At 71.4% G+C, this 16,716-nt stretch carries 16 protein-coding genes; 8 read left to right on the forward strand and 8 right to left on the reverse strand.

Annotated features, from left to right (window positions below):
- Nucleotides 1–15 precede the first annotated feature (15 nt).
- Nucleotides 16–1,164: a citrate/2-methylcitrate synthase gene (locus JJ691_RS49865; RefSeq protein WP_249227546.1), complete on the reverse strand. Its 1,149-nt coding sequence runs from the start codon at nucleotides 1,162–1,164 to the stop codon at nucleotides 16–18.
- A gap of 92 nt (nucleotides 1,165–1,256) precedes the next feature.
- Here JJ691_RS49865 and JJ691_RS49870 point away from each other — a divergent pair, with 92 nt between their 5' ends.
- The 3 genes from JJ691_RS49870 to JJ691_RS49880 are packed head-to-tail and all read left to right on the forward strand — an operon-like array spanning nucleotide 1,257 to nucleotide 4,473.
- Nucleotides 1,257–2,543: a citrate synthase gene (locus JJ691_RS49870; RefSeq protein ID WP_249227547.1), complete on the forward strand. Its 1,287-nt coding sequence runs from the start codon at nucleotides 1,257–1,259 to the stop codon at nucleotides 2,541–2,543.
- Nucleotides 2,544–2,549: 6 nt separating this feature from the next.
- Nucleotides 2,550–3,611, forward strand: a complete 1,062-nt coding sequence (locus JJ691_RS49875) for an HpcH/HpaI aldolase/citrate lyase family protein (RefSeq protein WP_211766352.1) — start codon at nucleotides 2,550–2,552, stop codon at nucleotides 3,609–3,611.
- Nucleotides 3,604–4,473: an HpcH/HpaI aldolase/citrate lyase family protein gene (locus JJ691_RS49880; protein ID WP_211766353.1), complete on the forward strand. Its 870-nt coding sequence runs from the start codon at nucleotides 3,604–3,606 to the stop codon at nucleotides 4,471–4,473. The genes JJ691_RS49875 and JJ691_RS49880 overlap by 8 nt, the downstream gene beginning before the upstream one ends.
- Here JJ691_RS49880 and JJ691_RS49885 read toward each other — a convergent pair.
- A complete protein-coding gene (locus tag JJ691_RS49885) occupies nucleotides 4,382–4,846 on the reverse strand; it encodes a DUF3995 domain-containing protein (RefSeq protein ID WP_211766354.1) in 465 nt (154 codons plus the stop codon). The two genes, JJ691_RS49880 and JJ691_RS49885, sit on opposite strands and share 92 nt — an antisense overlap.
- Nucleotides 4,847–4,893: 47 nt before the next feature.
- Here JJ691_RS49885 and JJ691_RS52815 point away from each other — a divergent pair, with 47 nt between their 5' ends.
- Entirely contained in the window at nucleotides 4,894–5,379 is a 486-nt protein-coding gene (locus tag JJ691_RS52815; protein ID WP_249227548.1) for a ClpX C4-type zinc finger protein, read from the forward strand.
- 32 nt (nucleotides 5,380–5,411) lie between these two features.
- Here the strand turns inward: JJ691_RS52815 and JJ691_RS49895 are convergent, their stop codons facing one another.
- Nucleotides 5,412–5,861: a hypothetical protein gene (locus JJ691_RS49895; protein ID WP_211766355.1), complete on the reverse strand. Its 450-nt coding sequence runs from the start codon at nucleotides 5,859–5,861 to the stop codon at nucleotides 5,412–5,414.
- Nucleotides 5,862–5,943: 82 nt separating this feature from the next.
- On the opposite strand from JJ691_RS49895, the gene JJ691_RS49900 reads away from it, so the two are divergent.
- Together JJ691_RS49900 and JJ691_RS49905 are read left to right on the forward strand one after the other, a co-directional pair.
- Nucleotides 5,944–7,023, forward strand: a complete 1,080-nt coding sequence (locus JJ691_RS49900) for a J domain-containing protein (RefSeq protein WP_211766356.1) — start codon at nucleotides 5,944–5,946, stop codon at nucleotides 7,021–7,023.
- 45 nt (nucleotides 7,024–7,068) lie between these two features.
- Nucleotides 7,069–7,680: a hypothetical protein gene (locus tag JJ691_RS49905; RefSeq protein WP_211766357.1), complete on the forward strand. Its 612-nt coding sequence runs from the start codon at nucleotides 7,069–7,071 to the stop codon at nucleotides 7,678–7,680.
- Here JJ691_RS49905 and JJ691_RS49910 read toward each other — a convergent pair.
- From JJ691_RS49910 to JJ691_RS49925, 4 genes are read right to left on the reverse strand one after another with little or no spacing between them, the layout of a single operon-like run.
- Nucleotides 7,677–8,408 (reverse strand): SWIM zinc finger family protein, encoded by a 732-nt coding sequence (locus tag JJ691_RS49910; protein ID WP_211766358.1) that lies wholly within the window; start codon nucleotides 8,406–8,408, stop codon nucleotides 7,677–7,679. The two genes, JJ691_RS49905 and JJ691_RS49910, sit on opposite strands and share 4 nt — an antisense overlap.
- Nucleotides 8,409–8,453: 45 nt before the next feature.
- Entirely contained in the window at nucleotides 8,454–11,267 is a 2,814-nt protein-coding gene (locus tag JJ691_RS49915) for a DEAD/DEAH box helicase (protein WP_442912813.1), read from the reverse strand.
- A gap of 4 nt (nucleotides 11,268–11,271) precedes the next feature.
- Complete coding sequence (locus tag JJ691_RS49920) at nucleotides 11,272–11,685, reverse strand: MarR family winged helix-turn-helix transcriptional regulator (RefSeq protein WP_211766360.1); 414 nt, start codon at nucleotides 11,683–11,685, stop codon at nucleotides 11,272–11,274.
- Nucleotides 11,682–13,127 carry an MFS transporter gene (locus JJ691_RS49925; protein ID WP_249227549.1) on the reverse strand — a complete coding sequence of 482 codons (1,446 nt, stop codon included), beginning with the start codon at nucleotides 13,125–13,127 and terminating at the stop codon, nucleotides 11,682–11,684. Before JJ691_RS49925 ends, JJ691_RS49920 begins: the two co-directional genes overlap by 4 nt.
- 361 nt (nucleotides 13,128–13,488) lie before the next feature.
- Here JJ691_RS49925 and JJ691_RS49930 point away from each other — a divergent pair, with 361 nt between their 5' ends.
- Nucleotides 13,489–14,769 carry a sensor histidine kinase gene (locus JJ691_RS49930; RefSeq protein ID WP_211766361.1) on the forward strand — a complete coding sequence of 427 codons (1,281 nt, stop codon included), beginning with the start codon at nucleotides 13,489–13,491 and terminating at the stop codon, nucleotides 14,767–14,769.
- Nucleotides 14,754–15,920, forward strand: a complete 1,167-nt coding sequence (locus JJ691_RS49935) for a S8 family serine peptidase (protein ID WP_249227550.1) — start codon at nucleotides 14,754–14,756, stop codon at nucleotides 15,918–15,920. The genes JJ691_RS49930 and JJ691_RS49935 overlap by 16 nt, the downstream gene beginning before the upstream one ends.
- Before the next feature lie 196 nt (nucleotides 15,921–16,116).
- On the opposite strand, the gene JJ691_RS49940 is transcribed toward JJ691_RS49935, so the two are convergent.
- Nucleotides 16,117–16,605 carry a DUF4231 domain-containing protein gene (locus JJ691_RS49940; RefSeq protein ID WP_211766362.1) on the reverse strand — a complete coding sequence of 163 codons (489 nt, stop codon included), beginning with the start codon at nucleotides 16,603–16,605 and terminating at the stop codon, nucleotides 16,117–16,119.
- Between the last annotated feature and the right edge of the window lie 111 nt (nucleotides 16,606–16,716).

A 16,716-nucleotide genomic window follows, 5' to 3' on the forward strand; every position in this document is an offset into this window, starting at 1 on the left:
CGCTGGCGGCCAGGGTCAGGCCGCCGGCACCGGCAGCGGTGCCGGCGGGCCGACATAGCGGGCGGCGGGGCGGATGACCTTGCCGCCGCCGGCCTGCTCCAACACGTTCGCGGACCAGCCGATGACCCGGCTGGCGGCGAACGTCGGCGTGAACATCGACCGCGGGATCCCGCACTGCTCCATCACGACGCCGGCGTAGAACTCGACGTTGGCGTACAGCTGCCGGCCCGGCTTCAGCTCGGCCAGGACGTCGACGATCCGCTGCTCCACGGTGACGGCGAACTCGGCCAGCTCCGGCGCGAAGCCCCGGGCCGCCAGGTCAAGGGCGATCTCCCGGAGCATCCGGGCCCGCGGGTCCTCGGTGCGGTAGACGGCGTGGCCGAAGCCCATGATCCGGTCGTCCGCCGCGACCTTGGCCCGGGCCCACGCGTCGATCTTGTCGGGGGAGCCGATCTCGTCGAGGCTGTCCAGCGCGCGGTCCGGGGCGCCGCCGTGCAGCGGGCCGACGAACGCGCCGATCGCGGCGGCGACGGCCGAGACGACGTCCGAGCCGGTGGACGCGACGACCCGGGCGGTGAACGTGGACGCGTTGAAACCGTGGTCGACGGTGGCGACGAGATAGCTCTGGACGGCGGAGACCTGGTTTTCGTCGGGAATCTCGCCGGTGACGGAATACAGCCAGTTCGCCGCGGCCGACAAGTCCGCACGGGGTTCCAGCGGCTGCAGACCGGCGCGCAGCCGGTGCAGCGCGGCGAGGATCGTCGGCGTGACCGCGCTGACCAGCAGTGCGTCGGCCCGGCGACGCCCCGGCGTCGCATCCCAGACGGGCGGCAGGTCGCGGGCGGCGGCGATCAGCGACAACGCCGTCCGCAGTCCGGCTAGCGGGTTGAACCTCGACCCGGCGCGGGCGATCGCCGGCAGTACTTCGCGGACCTCGTCGGGCAGCGGCCGGAGCGCGGCGACCTGTTCGGCGAACTCCCGCCGTTCGTCGGCGTCGGGCAGCCGGCCCTCGACGAACAGGAACCAGACGTCCTCCAGTGTGCGAGTCCTGGCCAGGTCGATCGCCGAATAGCCGCGGTAGTGATAGAAGCCCTCGGCGCCGCGCACGTCGCCGAGTTCGGTCGTGGTGACCACGACGTCACGTAGACCAGCCGGTACATCCATGACAACCTCCATCTCGACTGGTCCACTGTCGATTTGACAATCAACTATTGTCAATGTTGATACAGTCAAGATGAAGCGAGGAGCCGCAGGTCGTGGCGAGCGGGAGTGACGAGCGTTACCTGACCACCGCCGAGGTCGCGCGGCGGCTGGGCGTGAAGACGGCGACCGTCTACGCCTACGCCAGCCGTGGCATGCTGCGCAGCACCCGGTTGCCCGGCCGCCGCGGCAGCTTCTTCGAACAGGACGAGATCGACGAGTTCGTCGCGAACGGCCGCGACGGCCGGCAGCCCTCCGGCGCCGTCGAGCGGATCCGCACCGAACTCACCATGCTCGACGACGACCTGCTCTTCTACCGCGGTCTCAATGTCGGTGAACTCGCCCTGACCGTCAGCTTCGAGGCCGTCGCCGGACTGCTCTGGACCGGCGAACTCGACCGGACCCGCGCGTTCCACCGCTACCCCAAGCTCGTCGACACCGTCCGCACGGCGCTGGCCGCACTGCCGCCGGAAACCGGGATGATCGACGCGATGAAGGTCGCCGTCGCCGTGCTCGGCGCCGTCGATCCGCTCCGGTTCGACCTGTCCACCCCTGCCGTCGTCCGCGTCGGCCAGAAGCTGATCAGCGTGCTGGTCGACGCCCTGCCGCGCGGCGGGATGGGTACAGCCGGCGACGGCGAAGCCGGGAGAACCGAGATCGGTCCGGCCGGTAGTGACCGGGACGATGCCGGTGGCGGAGCTGGTCGGACCGGCGATGACCAGGACGACGGCGTGCTCATCGCCGAGCGACTGGCCGGGAAGCTCGGGGGTCGCCCCATCGACATCGCGCTGCTCAACATCGCCCTGGTGCTGCTGGCCGACCATGACCTGGCGGCGTCGACGGTGGCGGCCAGGGTCGCGGCCAGTGCCCGGGCCCACCCGTACGCGGTGGTGTCGGCGGGGCTCGGCGCGGTCGACGGCCGGTATCACGGTGTGCAGAGCACGCTGGCCTACCGGTTCCTGGCCGAGGCGATGGACAACCCGCTGCGGGCGATCGCCGAAAGACAGCGGGCCGGCGGCATCCCGGGCTTCGGGCACCGGATCTACCAGCAGCACGACCCCCGGGCCGACGTGCTGCTGGGGCTGCTGCGCGGGCATCCGGACGCGGCGGCGGTGATGCCGACGGTGGACACGGTGATCATCGCCGCCGACTCGTTCCCCAACGTCGACCTGGCCCTGGCCGCCCTGATGCACGCCTACGACCTGCGGCCCGACGCCGGCGAGACGATCTTCGCGCTGGCCCGCACGGCCGGCTGGCTGGCCCACGCCATCGAGGAGTACCGGGAACCGGGACTGAGGTTTCGACCACTCGGCGTGTACACCGGCGACCGTCCGGAGCGATGATCGGCCATGCGCTCCGCCAAGGACTTCTTCCGACCGCTCGCGGTCGGCGCGCCGCAGCCGCTGCGGGAGATCCCGTTCCGGCCGTCCCGGATGATCCACTTCTTCGACCCGGGCAACGAGAAGATGGCCGCCAAGGTGCCCGACCTCGCACCCAAGGTGGACGTGCTGCTCGGCAACCTGGAGGACGCGGTCCGGGCCGACCGCAAGGAGGCGTCCCGGGCCGGCCTGGTCGCCGTGGCCAGGGCCACCGACTTCGGCGACACCCAGCTGTGGACGCGGGTGAACAGCCTGGACTCGCCGTGGGGCCTGGACGACCTGCTCACCCTGGTCACCGAGATCGGCGACAAGCTGGACGTGATCATGGTGCCGAAGGTGGAGGGCGCCGAGGACATCCACTACGTCGACCGGCTGCTCGCCCAGCTGGAGGCCAAGGCCGGCCTGACCCGGCCGATCCTGGTGCACGCCATCCTGGAGACGGCCCGCGGCGTGGCCAACGTGGAGGAGATCGCCGGCGCTAGCCCCCGCATGCAGGGCATGTCGCTGGGCCCGGCCGACCTGGCGGCGAGCCGCCGGATGAAGACCACCCGGGTCGGCGGCGGCCACCCCGGCTACCTGGTGCGCACGGATCCGGTGGGTGACGACCTGACCGCCGGTCGGCAGACCTACCAGCAGGATCTGTGGCACTACACGGTCGCGCGCATGGTGGACGCCTGCGCGGCGCACGGGATCCTGCCGTACTACGGGCCGTTCGGCGACATCCGCGACGTCGTCGCCTGCGAGGACCAGTTCCGCAACGCCTTCCTGCTCGGCTGTGTCGGCGCGTGGAGCCTGCACCCGGCGCAGATCGACATCGCCCGCCGGGTGTTCTCGCCGGCGCCGGACGAGGTGGCGTGGGCCCGCAAGGTGATCGCCGCGATGGGCGACGGCACCGGCGCGGTCATGATCGACGGCAAGATGCAGGACGACGCCACCGTCAAACAGTGCCGTGTGGTCGCGGAGCTGGCCGACGCGTTGGCGGCGAAGGACCCGGAGCTGGCGAAGGCGTACGCGGAGGCGACCGATGACTGACCTGCGACCGCGCCGGTCGGCGCTCTACATGCCGGGCGCCAACGAGCGTGCCCTGGAGAAGGCCAAGACGCTGCCGGCCGACGCGCTGATCCTCGACCTGGAGGACGCCGTCGCGCCGGAGGCCAAGCCGGCCGCCCGCGAGCGGGTCTGCGCCGCGGTCGCCTCCGGCGAGTACGGCCACCGCGAGCTGACGATCCGGGTCAACGGCTGCGACACGCCCTGGCACGACGACGATGTGCGCGCCGCCGCCAAGGTGGGCCCGGACGCGGTGGTGGTGCCGAAGGTCAACTCCGCCGCCGACGTGCATGTGGTCGAACGCCTGCTGGAGCAGGAGGGCGCTGCGGACCGCACGAAGATCTGGGCGATGGTGGAGTCGCCGGTCGCGATCCTGCACGCCAAGGAGATCGCCGCCGCCAGCAGCCGGCTGACCGTGCTGGTCATGGGCACCAACGACCTGGCCAAGGAGTTGCAGGCGCAGCACGTTCCGGGCCGCGCCCCGCTGCTGGCCAGCCTGTCGTTCTGCCTGCTGGCCGCGCGGGCGTACGGCAAGCAGATCCTCGACGGCGTCTACAACGACGTGAAGGATCTCGACGGGTTCGCCGCCGAGTGCCGGCAGGGCCGCGAGTTCGGCTTCGACGGCAAGACGCTGATCCACCCCGGCCAGCTGGATCCGTGCAACCGGGCGTTCGCGCCGTCCGAGGCCGAGATCGAGCGGTCCCGCCGGATCATCGAGGCGTTCGAGGAGGCCGCCAGGCGCGGCGACGGCGTGGTCACCGTGGATGGTCGGATGATCGAGAACCTGCACGTCGACGACGCCCGCCGGCTGCTCGCGCTCGCCGACGCCGTCGAGGCGATCGGTTGAACGCCAGCAGCCACAGCACGCCGCCCAGCGCGAACCACGGGTTCCACAGCACCAGGCTCCAGAACCGTTCCTCGGCGCTGACCTCGGCGATGCCGGTCAGCAGCAGGAACTCGATCAGCACGCCGCGGGCGAACAGAATGGCCCCGGCGAACTGACCGACCCGCTGCCACGGGTGCCGGAGCAGGCAGAACGCGGCTCCGGCAGCCAACAGCAGGGCCACGCCCCACAGTCCGAACAGGACGAACCAGAGTGGGCGCTGTGCCGCGAGGTCCGGGCCGGCCGAGGCGGCCAGCCCGATGTCGCCGCCGAGGGCCCAGTACACGTGCAGTGCCGCGAACAGCGCGCACCAGCACGCCGCGATCTTCCCCCACATGTCCAGTCATGCTAGACGAATTCACGTCGTCTAGATACGGTAGACAGATGCCGGTAGACCGGGATCTGTTGCGGGACGCCCGCGCGGCCGCCGACCAGTGGGCCGAGGCGCAGGAGCGTACCGAACTCGCCAAGGCCGACTACCACCACGCGGTGCGGCGGCTGCACCTGGCCGGGGCCTCGCTGCGCGAGATCGCCGAGGCGCTGGACATCAGCCACCAGCGGGTGCACCAGATGATCGACGAGGCCGGCGGCACCGAGGGCTGGAAGCCACGGCTCAAGGTCGGCGACTGCTCGTTCTGCGGCGCGACCGCGGAGGAGGTCGAGCGGCTGATCGCCGGCCCGGGCGTTTTCGTCTGCGACGGCTGCGTGCGGGCGTTCCGCGCCCAACCGCCGCTGACCTCCAGCGCGGCGGACTGCTCGTTCTGCGACCGCCCGGCCGCCGAGGACGGCTGGCTGGCCGAGGCGGCGGACGCGCGGATCTGCGACCGCTGCCTGGAGTTCTGCGACGAGGTCCTGGCGACCCAGGTCTGACGTGCGGGCCTGGGCAGCCGGGACTGTCGTGGCTACTTCGTCCGGTCGACGACGTGGGTGACCGTGTCGGCGCCGTTCGCCTTGGTGGCGGTGATGCCGACCTTGTCGCCGGTGTGCACGTCGCCGATGGCGGCGGCCTTGCCGTCCTTGCGGACCTTGCTGTCGCCGTTGACGGTGTAGGTGGCGGTGAAGCCGTCGTCGCTCTTGACGGTGATGGACGTCGAGCTGACCGACTGCACCTGGCCGCGCTGCACGTCGATGACGCGGTGGTCCTTGCCGTTCAGGGTGACCTCGCCGTGCGCCACCCGGCCGAGCAGTGCCTTGTGGTGCTTGGCCTTCGCCGGGGCGGCCGGCTGCGTGGACGACGGGGTGGATGTCGTGGTGGCGGCGGGAGCGCTCACGGCGTAGGCGACGCCGCCGCTGGCGATCAGCGCGACGGCGGCCGCGCCGGTGATGAGCATGGTCCTGGTTCTGCGGGTCATGACCCCACTGTGAGCCACCAGGCTGAACCTGGCCTGAAACCTGCATGATCAACATTTTTGGGGCTGCACTAGGGTGTGCGCCGTGGCCGAGGTCGACTACTACGAACTGCTCGGGGTTTCTCGGGGCGCTTCAGCCGCCGAGGTGAAGTCGGCCTACCGGGCGCTCGCCAAGGTGATGCACCCCGACGCCGGCGGCACCGCCGGCACGTTCCGCATGCTCCAGCTCGCGTACGAGACGCTGACCGACCCGACCCGGCGCGCCCGCTACGACCTCGGCGATGCCGACGAGCCCGTGCCGGCGACCGCCGCCCCGCGCACCAGAAGACCCACGCCGCGGCGGGACTTCGGCGACGACCCGAACTACGTGCCGAAGCTGCCGCGGATCGATCCCCGGGGCATTCCCTGGTGGGCCGGTGTGGACGTCGGCGAGCGCGTCCGCTACGTGCCGCAGGTCGGACCCGGCCACGCGCCGGTCGTGGTGGCCCTGGCCAGCCTGATCGTGCTGCTCTCCATTCTGTTGGCGATCAACCTCAGCCCCCTTTTACTGGCCGTCGTGCTGGTGCTGGTGGCCGCGACCGTGGTGGTGCTGGTGCGAATGGGGCGCGGTTTACTGGCCGCCAAGCGTGAGCACCAGGCCTTCACCGCCGAGATCGGCACCAGCCGTTCGTTCGGCCTGCCGGGCGACCGGGCCGAGAAGCTCACCGCCGAGCTGTTGGCCAAGTACCTGACCCGGCTGCCCGGTGTGCGCATCTTCCACGGCCTCGGTCTGCCGGAGTCGGTGTTCGCCGATGTGGACCACGCCGTGCTGTGCGGGCACCGGCTGGTGCTCATCGAGTCGAAGCTGTGGCTGCCCGGGCACTACGAGGCCGACGAGACCGGTGCGATGTGGCGCAACGGACATCCGTTCCGCGGCGGTGCCGTGCGGCTGGACGACTCCATCGACGCCTTCGCCGAGCTGCTGCCCGGCGTGGACGTCCGGGGCGCGGTGCTGATCTATCCGAGTCGGGCCGGCGACGTGTCCACCGGCGATCCCGACGACGCGCTGGCCCCGCCGATGAGCCCGCAGCGGTTCGTGGTGGAGCTGGGGCAGTGGCTCGCCGCCGATCCCTCCACTGTGGACCGTGACGTGTTCCGCGCCGTGCTGGACCGAGTGGTGTCCTAGCGAAATTCGGTGTCGGCGTCACCAGGTGAGGAATACGCTCGCGCGATGTCCATCACCGCGGCCGATGCGGCCGCCACGGTCCGACTGACCGTCGCGACGCTGGGCGAGGCGCGCGAAGCCGACTGGGAGGCCAAGGCCGGTCCGTTGGCGTGGACCTGCTGGGAGACCGTCGAGCACATTGCCGACAACCTGTTCTTCCACGCCGCACAGCTCGGTCCCGAGACGCCGGACACCGACCGGTCGGTGCCGTTCGCGTGGGCCCGGCACCGTCCGGGCGGCCCGGGTCTGGTGATCTTCGCCGATCGTGCTGCGGGGCTGGACGGTCTGCTGCGAGTCGTGGACGCGTGCGGCGCAATCCTGGTTTCCATGGTGCGCACCACGTCGCCGACGGTCCGTGCGTACCACGACGAAGGCGTGCTCGCCGCCGAGGGTTTCGCCGCGATCAGCGTCGGCGAAACCTTGGTGCACATGCACGATGTCGCTGTTGGACTGGGGTTCGCGTGGACGCCGCCGGACGATCTGTGTGACCGGGTGCTGGCTCGGTTCTTTCCCGACGCGCCAACGGATACCGACCGGTGGGCGACGCTGCTGTGGGCGACCGGCCGGGGAGAACTGCCGGGCCGCTCGCGGGTCACTGAATGGCAGTGGCGCGTCTAGTCGGCTGAGCGGCGGGTCATGGCCTCGTAGGCCGGGCGCAGCAGGTCGACGATCCGCTCGCCGCGGAGTTCCAGGGGCAGCGGCGCGAGCTCGTCGAGCACGGCGTCGGGACGGCCACTCGGTGCGGCAACGGCCGAATCGGCTTGCGGCCATGTGGTGGCCTCGGTGAGCTCGGCGGCAGCCGGGCGCCGTGTGCGCCAGAAGCCCTTGATGGACTGGGGTTCCTGGGTGCCGCGACGGAGATCGCCCAGACGGGCCAACAGCTCCTCGCGACCGCGGCCACGCCAGGCGAGGGCCTGGAAGGGATCCTGGTCGAACATCTCGGCCAGCAGGTGGCAGACCGCGGCCAGGTGCTGACAGGGCATGTCCCACGTGTCGCACGTGCAGTCCATGGCCAGTTCACGCATGTCATCGGGGAACAGCCGCAGGCCGAGGTCGGCGAACATCTCGTAGGGGACCTCGCCGGACAGCAGGCGGGCGGTGTAGAGCGCCTGGGAGACAAGGGCTTTCTCGACGGACGCCCACTCGGGCTTGGTGAAGGCCTTGATGCCGATGCGGCAGCGGTGGGTGCGGGAGCCGTCCTGCACCTGGGCGACGACCACGCTGGTGGACAACGACATGCTCAGCACCTGCCCGGCGCGGGCGGCGAGGCGGCCCTGGCGGAGGCGGGAAGCCATGCCCAGGGATTCCAGCACGGCGACGAAGTGGGAGCCGAGTCCAGTGGTCACCGGCGGCCTCCGACGGGGCAAGGTGCGGCGAGGAGCGGCGGGGCGTTATTCACCGACGGCCTCCGGGGCGAGCGTGATGAGCTCCCGCAGCTCACTGGTGGACAGCTCGGTGAGCCAGCTTTCGCCGGCCCCGACCACCAACTGGGCCAGGGCGCGCTTCTCGGCGATGACGCGGTCGATGCGTTCCTCCAGGGTGCCCAGGCAGACGAACTTGCGGACCTGGACGTCGCGGCGCTGGCCGATGCGGAAGGCGCGGTCGGTGGCCTGGTCCTCGACGGCGGGGTTCCACCAGCGGTCCAGGTGCACGACGTGGTTGGCGGCGGTGAGATTGAGGCCGGTGCCGCCGGCCTTCAACGACACCAACAGGATCGAAGGGCCGTCGGGGGACTGGAAGCGGGCGACGAGCTCGTCGCGGGCCCGCTGCGGGGTGCCACCGTGCAGGAAGGGGACCTCGATGCCGAACCGGGCGGAGAGGTGGCCGACCAGCATCCGTCCGAACGAGACGAACTGGGTGAAGCACAGCACCTTGTCGCCGTCGGCCAGCACCTGCTCGACGATCTCCTCCAGCCGGGCGACCTTGCCGGAGCGGCCGGCCACCCGGGAGCCGTCGCCGAGCAGTTGGGCGGGGTGGTTGCAGACCTGCTTGAGCTTGGTCATCGCGGCCAGCACGAGACCCTTGCGTTTGATGCCACGGCTTTCGCCGATCCGGCCGAGCATCTCGTCGACCACTGCCTGGTACAGCGTGGCCTGCTCGACAGTGAGGTTGCACAGCTGCCGAACCTCGAACTTCTCGGGCAGGTCGTCGATGACGGCACGGTCGGTTTTCAAGCGCCGCAACAGGAACGGCCCGGTGATGCGGCGGAGCCGGGCGGCGGCCTCCTGGTCGTTGAAACGCTCGATGGGCACGGCGAACCGGGCCCGGAAGGTGTGCTCGGTGCGCAGCAGCCCGGGATTGAGGAAGTCCATCACCGACCACAGCTCGGCGAGCCGGTTCTCCACGGGAGTGCCGGTGAGCGCGACCCGGTGCCGGGCCGGCAGCGCCCGCACGGCCCGGGCCTGCACGGAAGCGCTGTTCTTGACGTACTGGGCCTCGTCGAGCACGACCCGATCCCAGTCCACTTCGGACAGATTGGCCAGATCCCGGGCCACCACACCGTAAGTGGTGATCACGAGGTCGTGCCGGGCCAGCTCGGCGGCGGACACCCGGTCCTCGCCGTGGTGGACGTGCACGGACAGCGTCGGCGCGAACCGCTCGGCCTCCCGCCGCCAATTGCCGACCACGGACATCGGGCACACCACCAGCGTCGGCCCGCGCCCGGCCGTGGACACGGCCAGCGCCAGCAGCTGCACGGTCTTGCCCAGCCCCATGTCGTCGGCCAGGCAGGCGCCGAGCCCGACCCGGTCCATCAGGCTCAGCCACGCCAGCCCACGCTCCTGGTACGGCCGCAGGGTCGCCTCGAACGCGGCCGGCGGCTCGACGGGTTCCAGCCGCTGGTCGGTATGATCGGACAGCAGCCGTCCGAGCCAGCCCTCGGCGTGCACGTCGGTGACCGGCAGCGGCAGGTCGGCCTGCTCGGCCCACAGCACCTCGCCGGCGGTCATGGTGCCCTGACCGGATCGGCCCAGGTAGGCGAGACCGGCGGCCAGGCGTTTGCCGTCCAGGTGCAGCCACCGGCCGCGCAGCCGCACCAGGGGGACTTTGGCGGCGGCCAGCGTCGCCATCTCCGCCTCGGTCAGCGGCTCGGATCCCAGTGCCAGCTGCCACTTGTAGTCGACGAGCAGGTCGAGGCCCATGCCCCGCTCGCGGCCGACGGTCCCGACCGACTGGGGGCTGCGCGCCGACAGCCGCAGGCCGAGATGCCCCCACTTGGCCGGCAGCAGCACCGCGAAGCCGGCCTGCGTGAGCAGCGGCGCGTCGAGCAGAAAGGCATGGGCGCCATCGACATCCGTGCGCAGCTGCGAAGGCTGGGACTGCCGCAGCAGCTGTTCCAGGCCACGATGCAGCCGGCTGGCCCGGCCGAGGTCAGCCAGCAGCTGCGCCTGGGGATCGTCGATCCACCGGTACAGCACGTCGTCGTTGCCGTGCCAGAGCTGCCCGGCCGGCACCAGCACGCTCGGGTCGTCCACCGACTGCAGCAGCACTTCCAGCAGCCAGAAGTCGTCGTCCTCCAGTTCGGGCGAGCTGAGCCGGAAACACGTGCGCACCGGGCTGTCCGAGGCCAGGCTGGCGCACCACGCTTCCAGCGGCCGGGCCAGGCTGGGGAACGACGTCGGCTCACCGGTCAGCGCGGCCAGCCAGCGGTCCAGCTCCGCGCGCCCGCGACTGAGCCGCACGCCGCTGAGCCGTTGCCGCACCTCGTCGTCCACCAGTCGGTCCACAGTGGACGTCAGCACCGCGCCGGCGTCGGACTCCAGGGACTCGGCGCGGCAGGCCGGCGGCATCGCCCCGGCCAGTGCGACGAACCGGGCCGAGTCCACACCGGACAGCACGGCGCGCCAACGGGACTGCTCGTCCGGCACGACCCGGCCCCGGGACACCAGGTCCTCGGCGAACGCGGCGACGTCGGCCAGGAACCGGGCCGAGTCGGTGAGTTCGTCGTCCGACAGCTCGGCCAGCGCCGCCGCGTCCACCACGCCGACCGGCACCCGCCACGGCCGCAGCCGCTGCCCGTTCAACGGATCGGTCGAGGCCAGCGGCCCGGATTCGGTGGAGGGCAAGGTGATCGTGCGGGTCTCGGGCTTGCCATGACCCGGCGTCACGGCGAACGGGTGGACGTCGCCGTCGGTCTCCCGGGGTAGGCCAGGATCCTCGGCCCACAGTGCCAGACGGCCGTCCGGCCCGCACAATCCGTGCAACAGCAAGTCAGTCGCCCGCCAGCTCGGCCAGGATCCGTTCCAGCTCGGCCACGTCCCGCTCGGACAGCGCCAGCAGCGGGGCCGGCGGCGCGTCGATGATCTCGTCGGCCTTGGCCGCCTCGGCCGCGCCGGCCGCCGTGACCGTGACGATCTTGCAGCGGCGGTCGTCCGGGTGCCGGCTGCGCTCGACCAGGCCCCGGTCCTCCAGGAAGTCCACCACCAGCGTGGTGTACGGCTTGTCGATGGCCAGCGTGTCGGTCAGCTCGCGCATGGTCAGCGGACCCTGGGCCAGCCGCCGCAGGGCCTTGACCTTGATGAAGCTCATGTCCAGCGCTTGGCAGACCTCGGCCCGGCGGTCGTGCTTCTCCAGCACCAGCTTGCGCATCGCCTGCCAGGCCCGGGCCGCGGTCTGCGTGGTCATGAGGTGGTCACCGGAATCCTGGGCTCGTCGCTCTCGAAGGTCGCAGCCGCGGCGTCGGCGGTGCGCCGGGCCCATCGGCTCGTCGTCAGGATACCCATGGCCAGCACCAGCACGCCGCAACCAGTCATGATCCACCAGCCGAGGTGGCTGGCCGGGGTGAAGCCGGTGGCGAACGAACCGGTCACGTGCGAGGTGACCACCGAGCCGATGATCGCCACGCCCAGCGCCGCGCCGAGCTGCCGGCTGGTCGAGGCCACCGCCGCGGCCACACCGCCCTGCGCGCGGGGCATGCCGGAGACCGCGGTGTTGGTGATCGGCGCGTTCAGCGTGCCGAAGCCGATGCCGAACGCGACGTAGGGGAGCAGCAGCAGCGCGATCGGCCAGTCCGCCTGCAGCTGCGTGAGGATCAGGCCGCTGACGATGAGGCCGCAACCGGCGACGACCAGTGGCAGCCGGGCGCCGCGGGAGGCCACGATCCGGCCGGAGATCGGGGCCAGGACCGCCGTGATCGCGGCCGACGGCAGCGACAGCAGGCCCGCCTCCAGCGGCGTCATGCCGCGGACCTGCTGGAGGTAGAGGGCGTTGAGGAACAGGTAGCCCGACAGGGCGGCGAAGCCGCTGATCGCGATCAGGGTGGTGCCCGAGAACGGGACGCTGCGGAAGAACCGCAGGTCCAGCAGCGGTTCCCGGCGGCGCGGCTCGTACACGGCCAGGCCGACGGCGGCCAGCGCGGCCAGCGTGAAGCAGCCGATGATCTCCAGGGAGCCCCAGCCGTGGCCCGGGCCCTCGATGATGCCGTAGGTCAGGCCGGCGAACAGCACGATGACCAGCAGCTGCCCGACCGGGTCCAGCCGGCGTGGGCGCGGCGAGCGGGACTCGGGCACGAACTTCGCGGCCAGGATGATCGCCGCGACGCACACCGGGACGTTGATCCAGAAGATCGACTGCCAGCCGGCGGTCTCCACCAGCGTGCCGCCGACCAGCGGGCCCAGCGCCATGCTCAGGCCGACCACGCCGCCCCACACGCCGATCGCCCTGGCCCGCTCGCGGTTGTCGGTGAAGGTGTTGGTGATGATCGACATCGCCACCGGGTTGAGCATCGAGCCGCCGACCGCCTGCACCATGCGGAAGGCGATCAGCGCGCCGGCGTTGGGGGCCACGCTGCACAGCAGCGAGCCCAGGCCGAACAGCGTCAGGCCGGTCTGGAAGGTGCGGCGGCGGCCGATCCGGTCGCCGGTCGAGCCGGCCAGCATCAGCAGGCTGGCCAGCACCAGCACGTAGGCGTCGATGGTCCACTGCAGGCTGGCCACCGAGGCGTGCAGGTCACGCTGGATCGACGGCAGGGCCAGGTTCACGATCGTGTTGTCCAGGCCGACGATGAACAGGCTCATGCAGCAGATCGCCAGGATGAGTCGCCGTCGGCCGCGGCTGAGCTCCGGCACCCGCGCCCCCTCAAGATAGTTCTACGTCTGTAATTGTTATCAGCGTACAACTAACTTGGGTGCGGGGGAACAGTGAGCCCGTTCACGGACCGGGCTGCTGCCCGCGTCAGAGGTGTCCTTCCGGAACGGTGACAGCGGGTGGCCGGACCGGTGCGCCGTGCGATCGGGCCCTTGGGCAGACGTCGCCAAAGGGTCGGGACGCGCCCGGTGAGTCCGGTGTGGACGTCTTCGCGGATCCCTGCGCTGATCGGCTCAAGGGGGTTGCCTTCCCACACCCGGCCGGCTTCCCTTGAGCCTCTCGAAGGCGTTCCCTCGTCCGGGTACGGTGCGGGGGAAGCCGAGACGCGTCGGAGGGGTCCTGATGTCGTTGGCCGGATACCCGGCGGGGGCGCCGAGTTTCCTGGGGCAGCTGCTGCGCCGGGGTGCGCCGGTGATCGCGGCTACCCCGAAGGACGTGCCGGACCTGGTGGTGGATCCGACGCCGGTGCCGGGCTGGCAGCGGATCTCGGCGATGTGCTCGGCCGAGAGCCAGTCGGAGCCGGACTCGCTGATGGTGCGCGCCTGCCGGTACGTGGTGCTGGTGCCGATGGTGTACCGGTTCGTGGCGCTGCCGGTGATGCTGCTGCCGGTGCTGGGCGCCGGCCACGTGGGCGTGGGGCTCGCGGTGGGGCTGCTGCTGTTCGTGCTGAACGCGGCGCTGATCGTGTGGGCGCTGCGGGTGCCGGGCGTGCTGAGCGAGTCCCTGCGGGGTCTGCTGATCACGGACGCGTGTGTGGCGATCGGGGCCAATCTCCTTGTGGGATATGTGGATCCGGGCGCGTCGGCGCTGACGTGGACGCATCTGGTCGGCTCGGTGGCACTGTGGACGGTCGCCTGGGGGATCCCGTTCGGGCTGGCGCTCACGGTGCTGAGCGTGCCGCTGCAGGCGATCGTGTCGGTGAACGTGATCACGTTGGCCGCCAACACCTTGCTGTTGGTCGTGACAATGGTGACGTCGACCGGTGCGCTGCTGCTGGTCGGCCTCGGCACGAGACTGGCGCTGGGACTGGGGATCCGGCGTGGGCGGGAGGCCGAGGCGGCCAAGGTTCGGCGCGAGTTGCACGACACCGTGCTGCAGGCGTTGGAGGCCATGGCTCTGCCCGGTCCCGGCGACTCCGAGCAGGCCGCCGAACGGCTCGCGGAGCTGCGGGGGATCGCCCGGGCCCAGGCGATGGAGCTCCGGCGGGGGCTGGCCGGCGAGCCGGACCTGCCGCACCCGACGACCATCGGCGAGGATCTTGCCTTGCTGGCCACGGAAATGGCCCGTGAAGGGCTGCGCGCCCAGCTGGTGTTCGCCGAGGTGGACGACAGCACGATGCCCGAGGCGCGGCGGCGGGCCGTCCGCGACGCGGCGCGGGAAGCGTTGCGCAACACGATGAAGCACTCCGGCACCAACAAGGCCGTGCTGCGGATCGAGGAGCGGGACGGCGGCATCGCGGTGATCGCCCGTGACCACGGCAGCGGCTTCAGCGACACGGACCGGCCGGCCGGCTTCGGCATCAGCGAGTCGATCACGGCCCGGTTGGCCGAGGTCGGCGGCCGCTCGCACGTCGACTCGCAGCCGGGGCGGGGAACCAGGGTGACGCTGTGGGTGCCCCGGTGAGGGCGGCCGCCGCGGCGCTGGTGGCGGTCGTGCTGGCGATGATCGTGGACGTGCCGAGCGCACAGGCCGCCGGCTGCGCCACGTCGAAACAGGTCTACCAGGATGCGCCGTCGTGGGCTCAAAAACTGGTCGATCCGTCGCGGATCTGGTTGCTCACCAAGGGAACCGGGCAGACGGTGGCCATCGTCGGCGCAGGCGTCGACGGCGGCAACCCGCAGTTCGGGGCGGGCCAGGTGTTGGCGTCCAACGACTTGGTGCCGCGCCCCGGCGGTGTGGCCGACTGCGACGGCCGCGGCACGTTCGCCGCCGGCATCATCGGCGCGCAGCCGAACGACCAGACGACGTTCGTCGGCATGGCCCCTGGTGTGAAGCTGCTGCCGCTGCGCTACACCGCTGGCGCGGGCGACACCAATCCCGGCGATCCCGGGCGCCTGGCCACTGCGATCACGCAGGCCGTGCATGCCGGGGCCGGCACGATTCTCGTCGATGTTCCGACCACTGTGGACAGTCCGGCGCTGGATGACGCCGTGAGCGCGGCTCTGGCCGCCGGCTCGGTGATCGTGTCACCGGCGGTCGGCGCCCAGGCCGGCGTGGTCAGCTACCCCACCGCATTGCCGGGAGTGCTCAGTGTTGGCGCTGCCGACCAGAACGGCGCGGCCGTGCAGACGGAATCCGGCGACTACATCGACATCGCCGCGCCCGGGGCCGACCTCGTCAGCACCTCGGCCGGCGGGTACGGACATTCCTGGCCCATCAAGGATCCAGCCGCGGCCGCCGCCTATGTCGCCGCGACTGCGGCGTTGCTGCGGTCGTATCAGCCGACCGCGACGCCCGCGCAGATCGTGAACCGGCTGACGCTCACCGCGTCCCGGGCTGCCGGTGGTGGCCGGGATTCCCGGCTGGGTTGGGGAATCGTCGATGCCTACGCGGCCGTCACCTCGCAGCTGCCGCTGTCCACGCCCGGGCCGGATGCCTCGCCCGCCGCCGCGTCCGTGCCGAATCTGGTGCCGGCCGCCGCGCCGGCCCGGCCGCCGTTGAACACCCTGGTCGGCGGCTTGGCGTTGGGTGGAGTCGGCTTGGCGGCGTTGGCCGGGTTGATCACCGTGACCATCCGGCGTGGCCGGGCAAGGGGCTGGAAGGTCAGGCTGTGACATGCCGCGCGTTCCGCGCGGGGCTCGGCCCCTTCGGGGGCCGATGCCTCGCCCTTGCCGGATTTCGCCCGCCGCATCCGGCTCGGGTGGTGGGGCGCGTTGGGTGGCGGCGGGCGAAATCCGGCAACCGGGCGAAGCATCGGCGGGGCCTCGCGTTCTCCCGTGCTGGCAGCCGAACGTCGCGTGAGCCGGGCGGTCAGCTGCCCTTCGGCTTCTGCGGCACCCCGCCGTAGGCCAGGCGGAGGGCGGCCCAGCCTTCGCGCTCCGTGGCGCAGATCTGCTCGACCGCCTCGACCAGGGCGACCGCCGCGCCGGGCTCGCCGTATCGGCCGTGGTGCACCGCGAACAGGGCGATCTCCCGCTCGATGGCGTAGCGCGCCCGCGTCCGGCTGGTCCAGTTCTCCTTGAAACCACCCAACGCCCGCAACCCGTTGACCAGCACCGCGAGTGAGCCGACAGCGGCGACGAGCCGCGCGTCGGGCGCGAACACCGCGAGCGCGGGAATGGTGGCGGTGACGACCAGGCTCGCCGCCTCGATGAGGGAATGCAGACGTCGCGCGGCCCGGGACGACTTCTGGTAGCGCTGCCACTCGGCCAGTACGGACGGGGGAACGGCTTCGCCGCCGGCTCCCTTGGCCTCCAGCACCCACTGGCTCTTGGACACGGCACGCTGCTCTGAGGTCATGGGGGAAGATTCACCACCGCTCGCTGTCCAAGCAAGCCGCACCCCACGCCGTTACGCCACATGCGCTTCCCGTTCGGCATCTGGCCGCAACTGGGAAGCGCATGTGGCATT

It is taken from the genome of Kutzneria sp. CA-103260, assembly GCF_018263855.1.
Taxonomy (GTDB): Bacteria; Actinomycetota; Actinomycetes; order Mycobacteriales; family Pseudonocardiaceae; genus Kutzneria.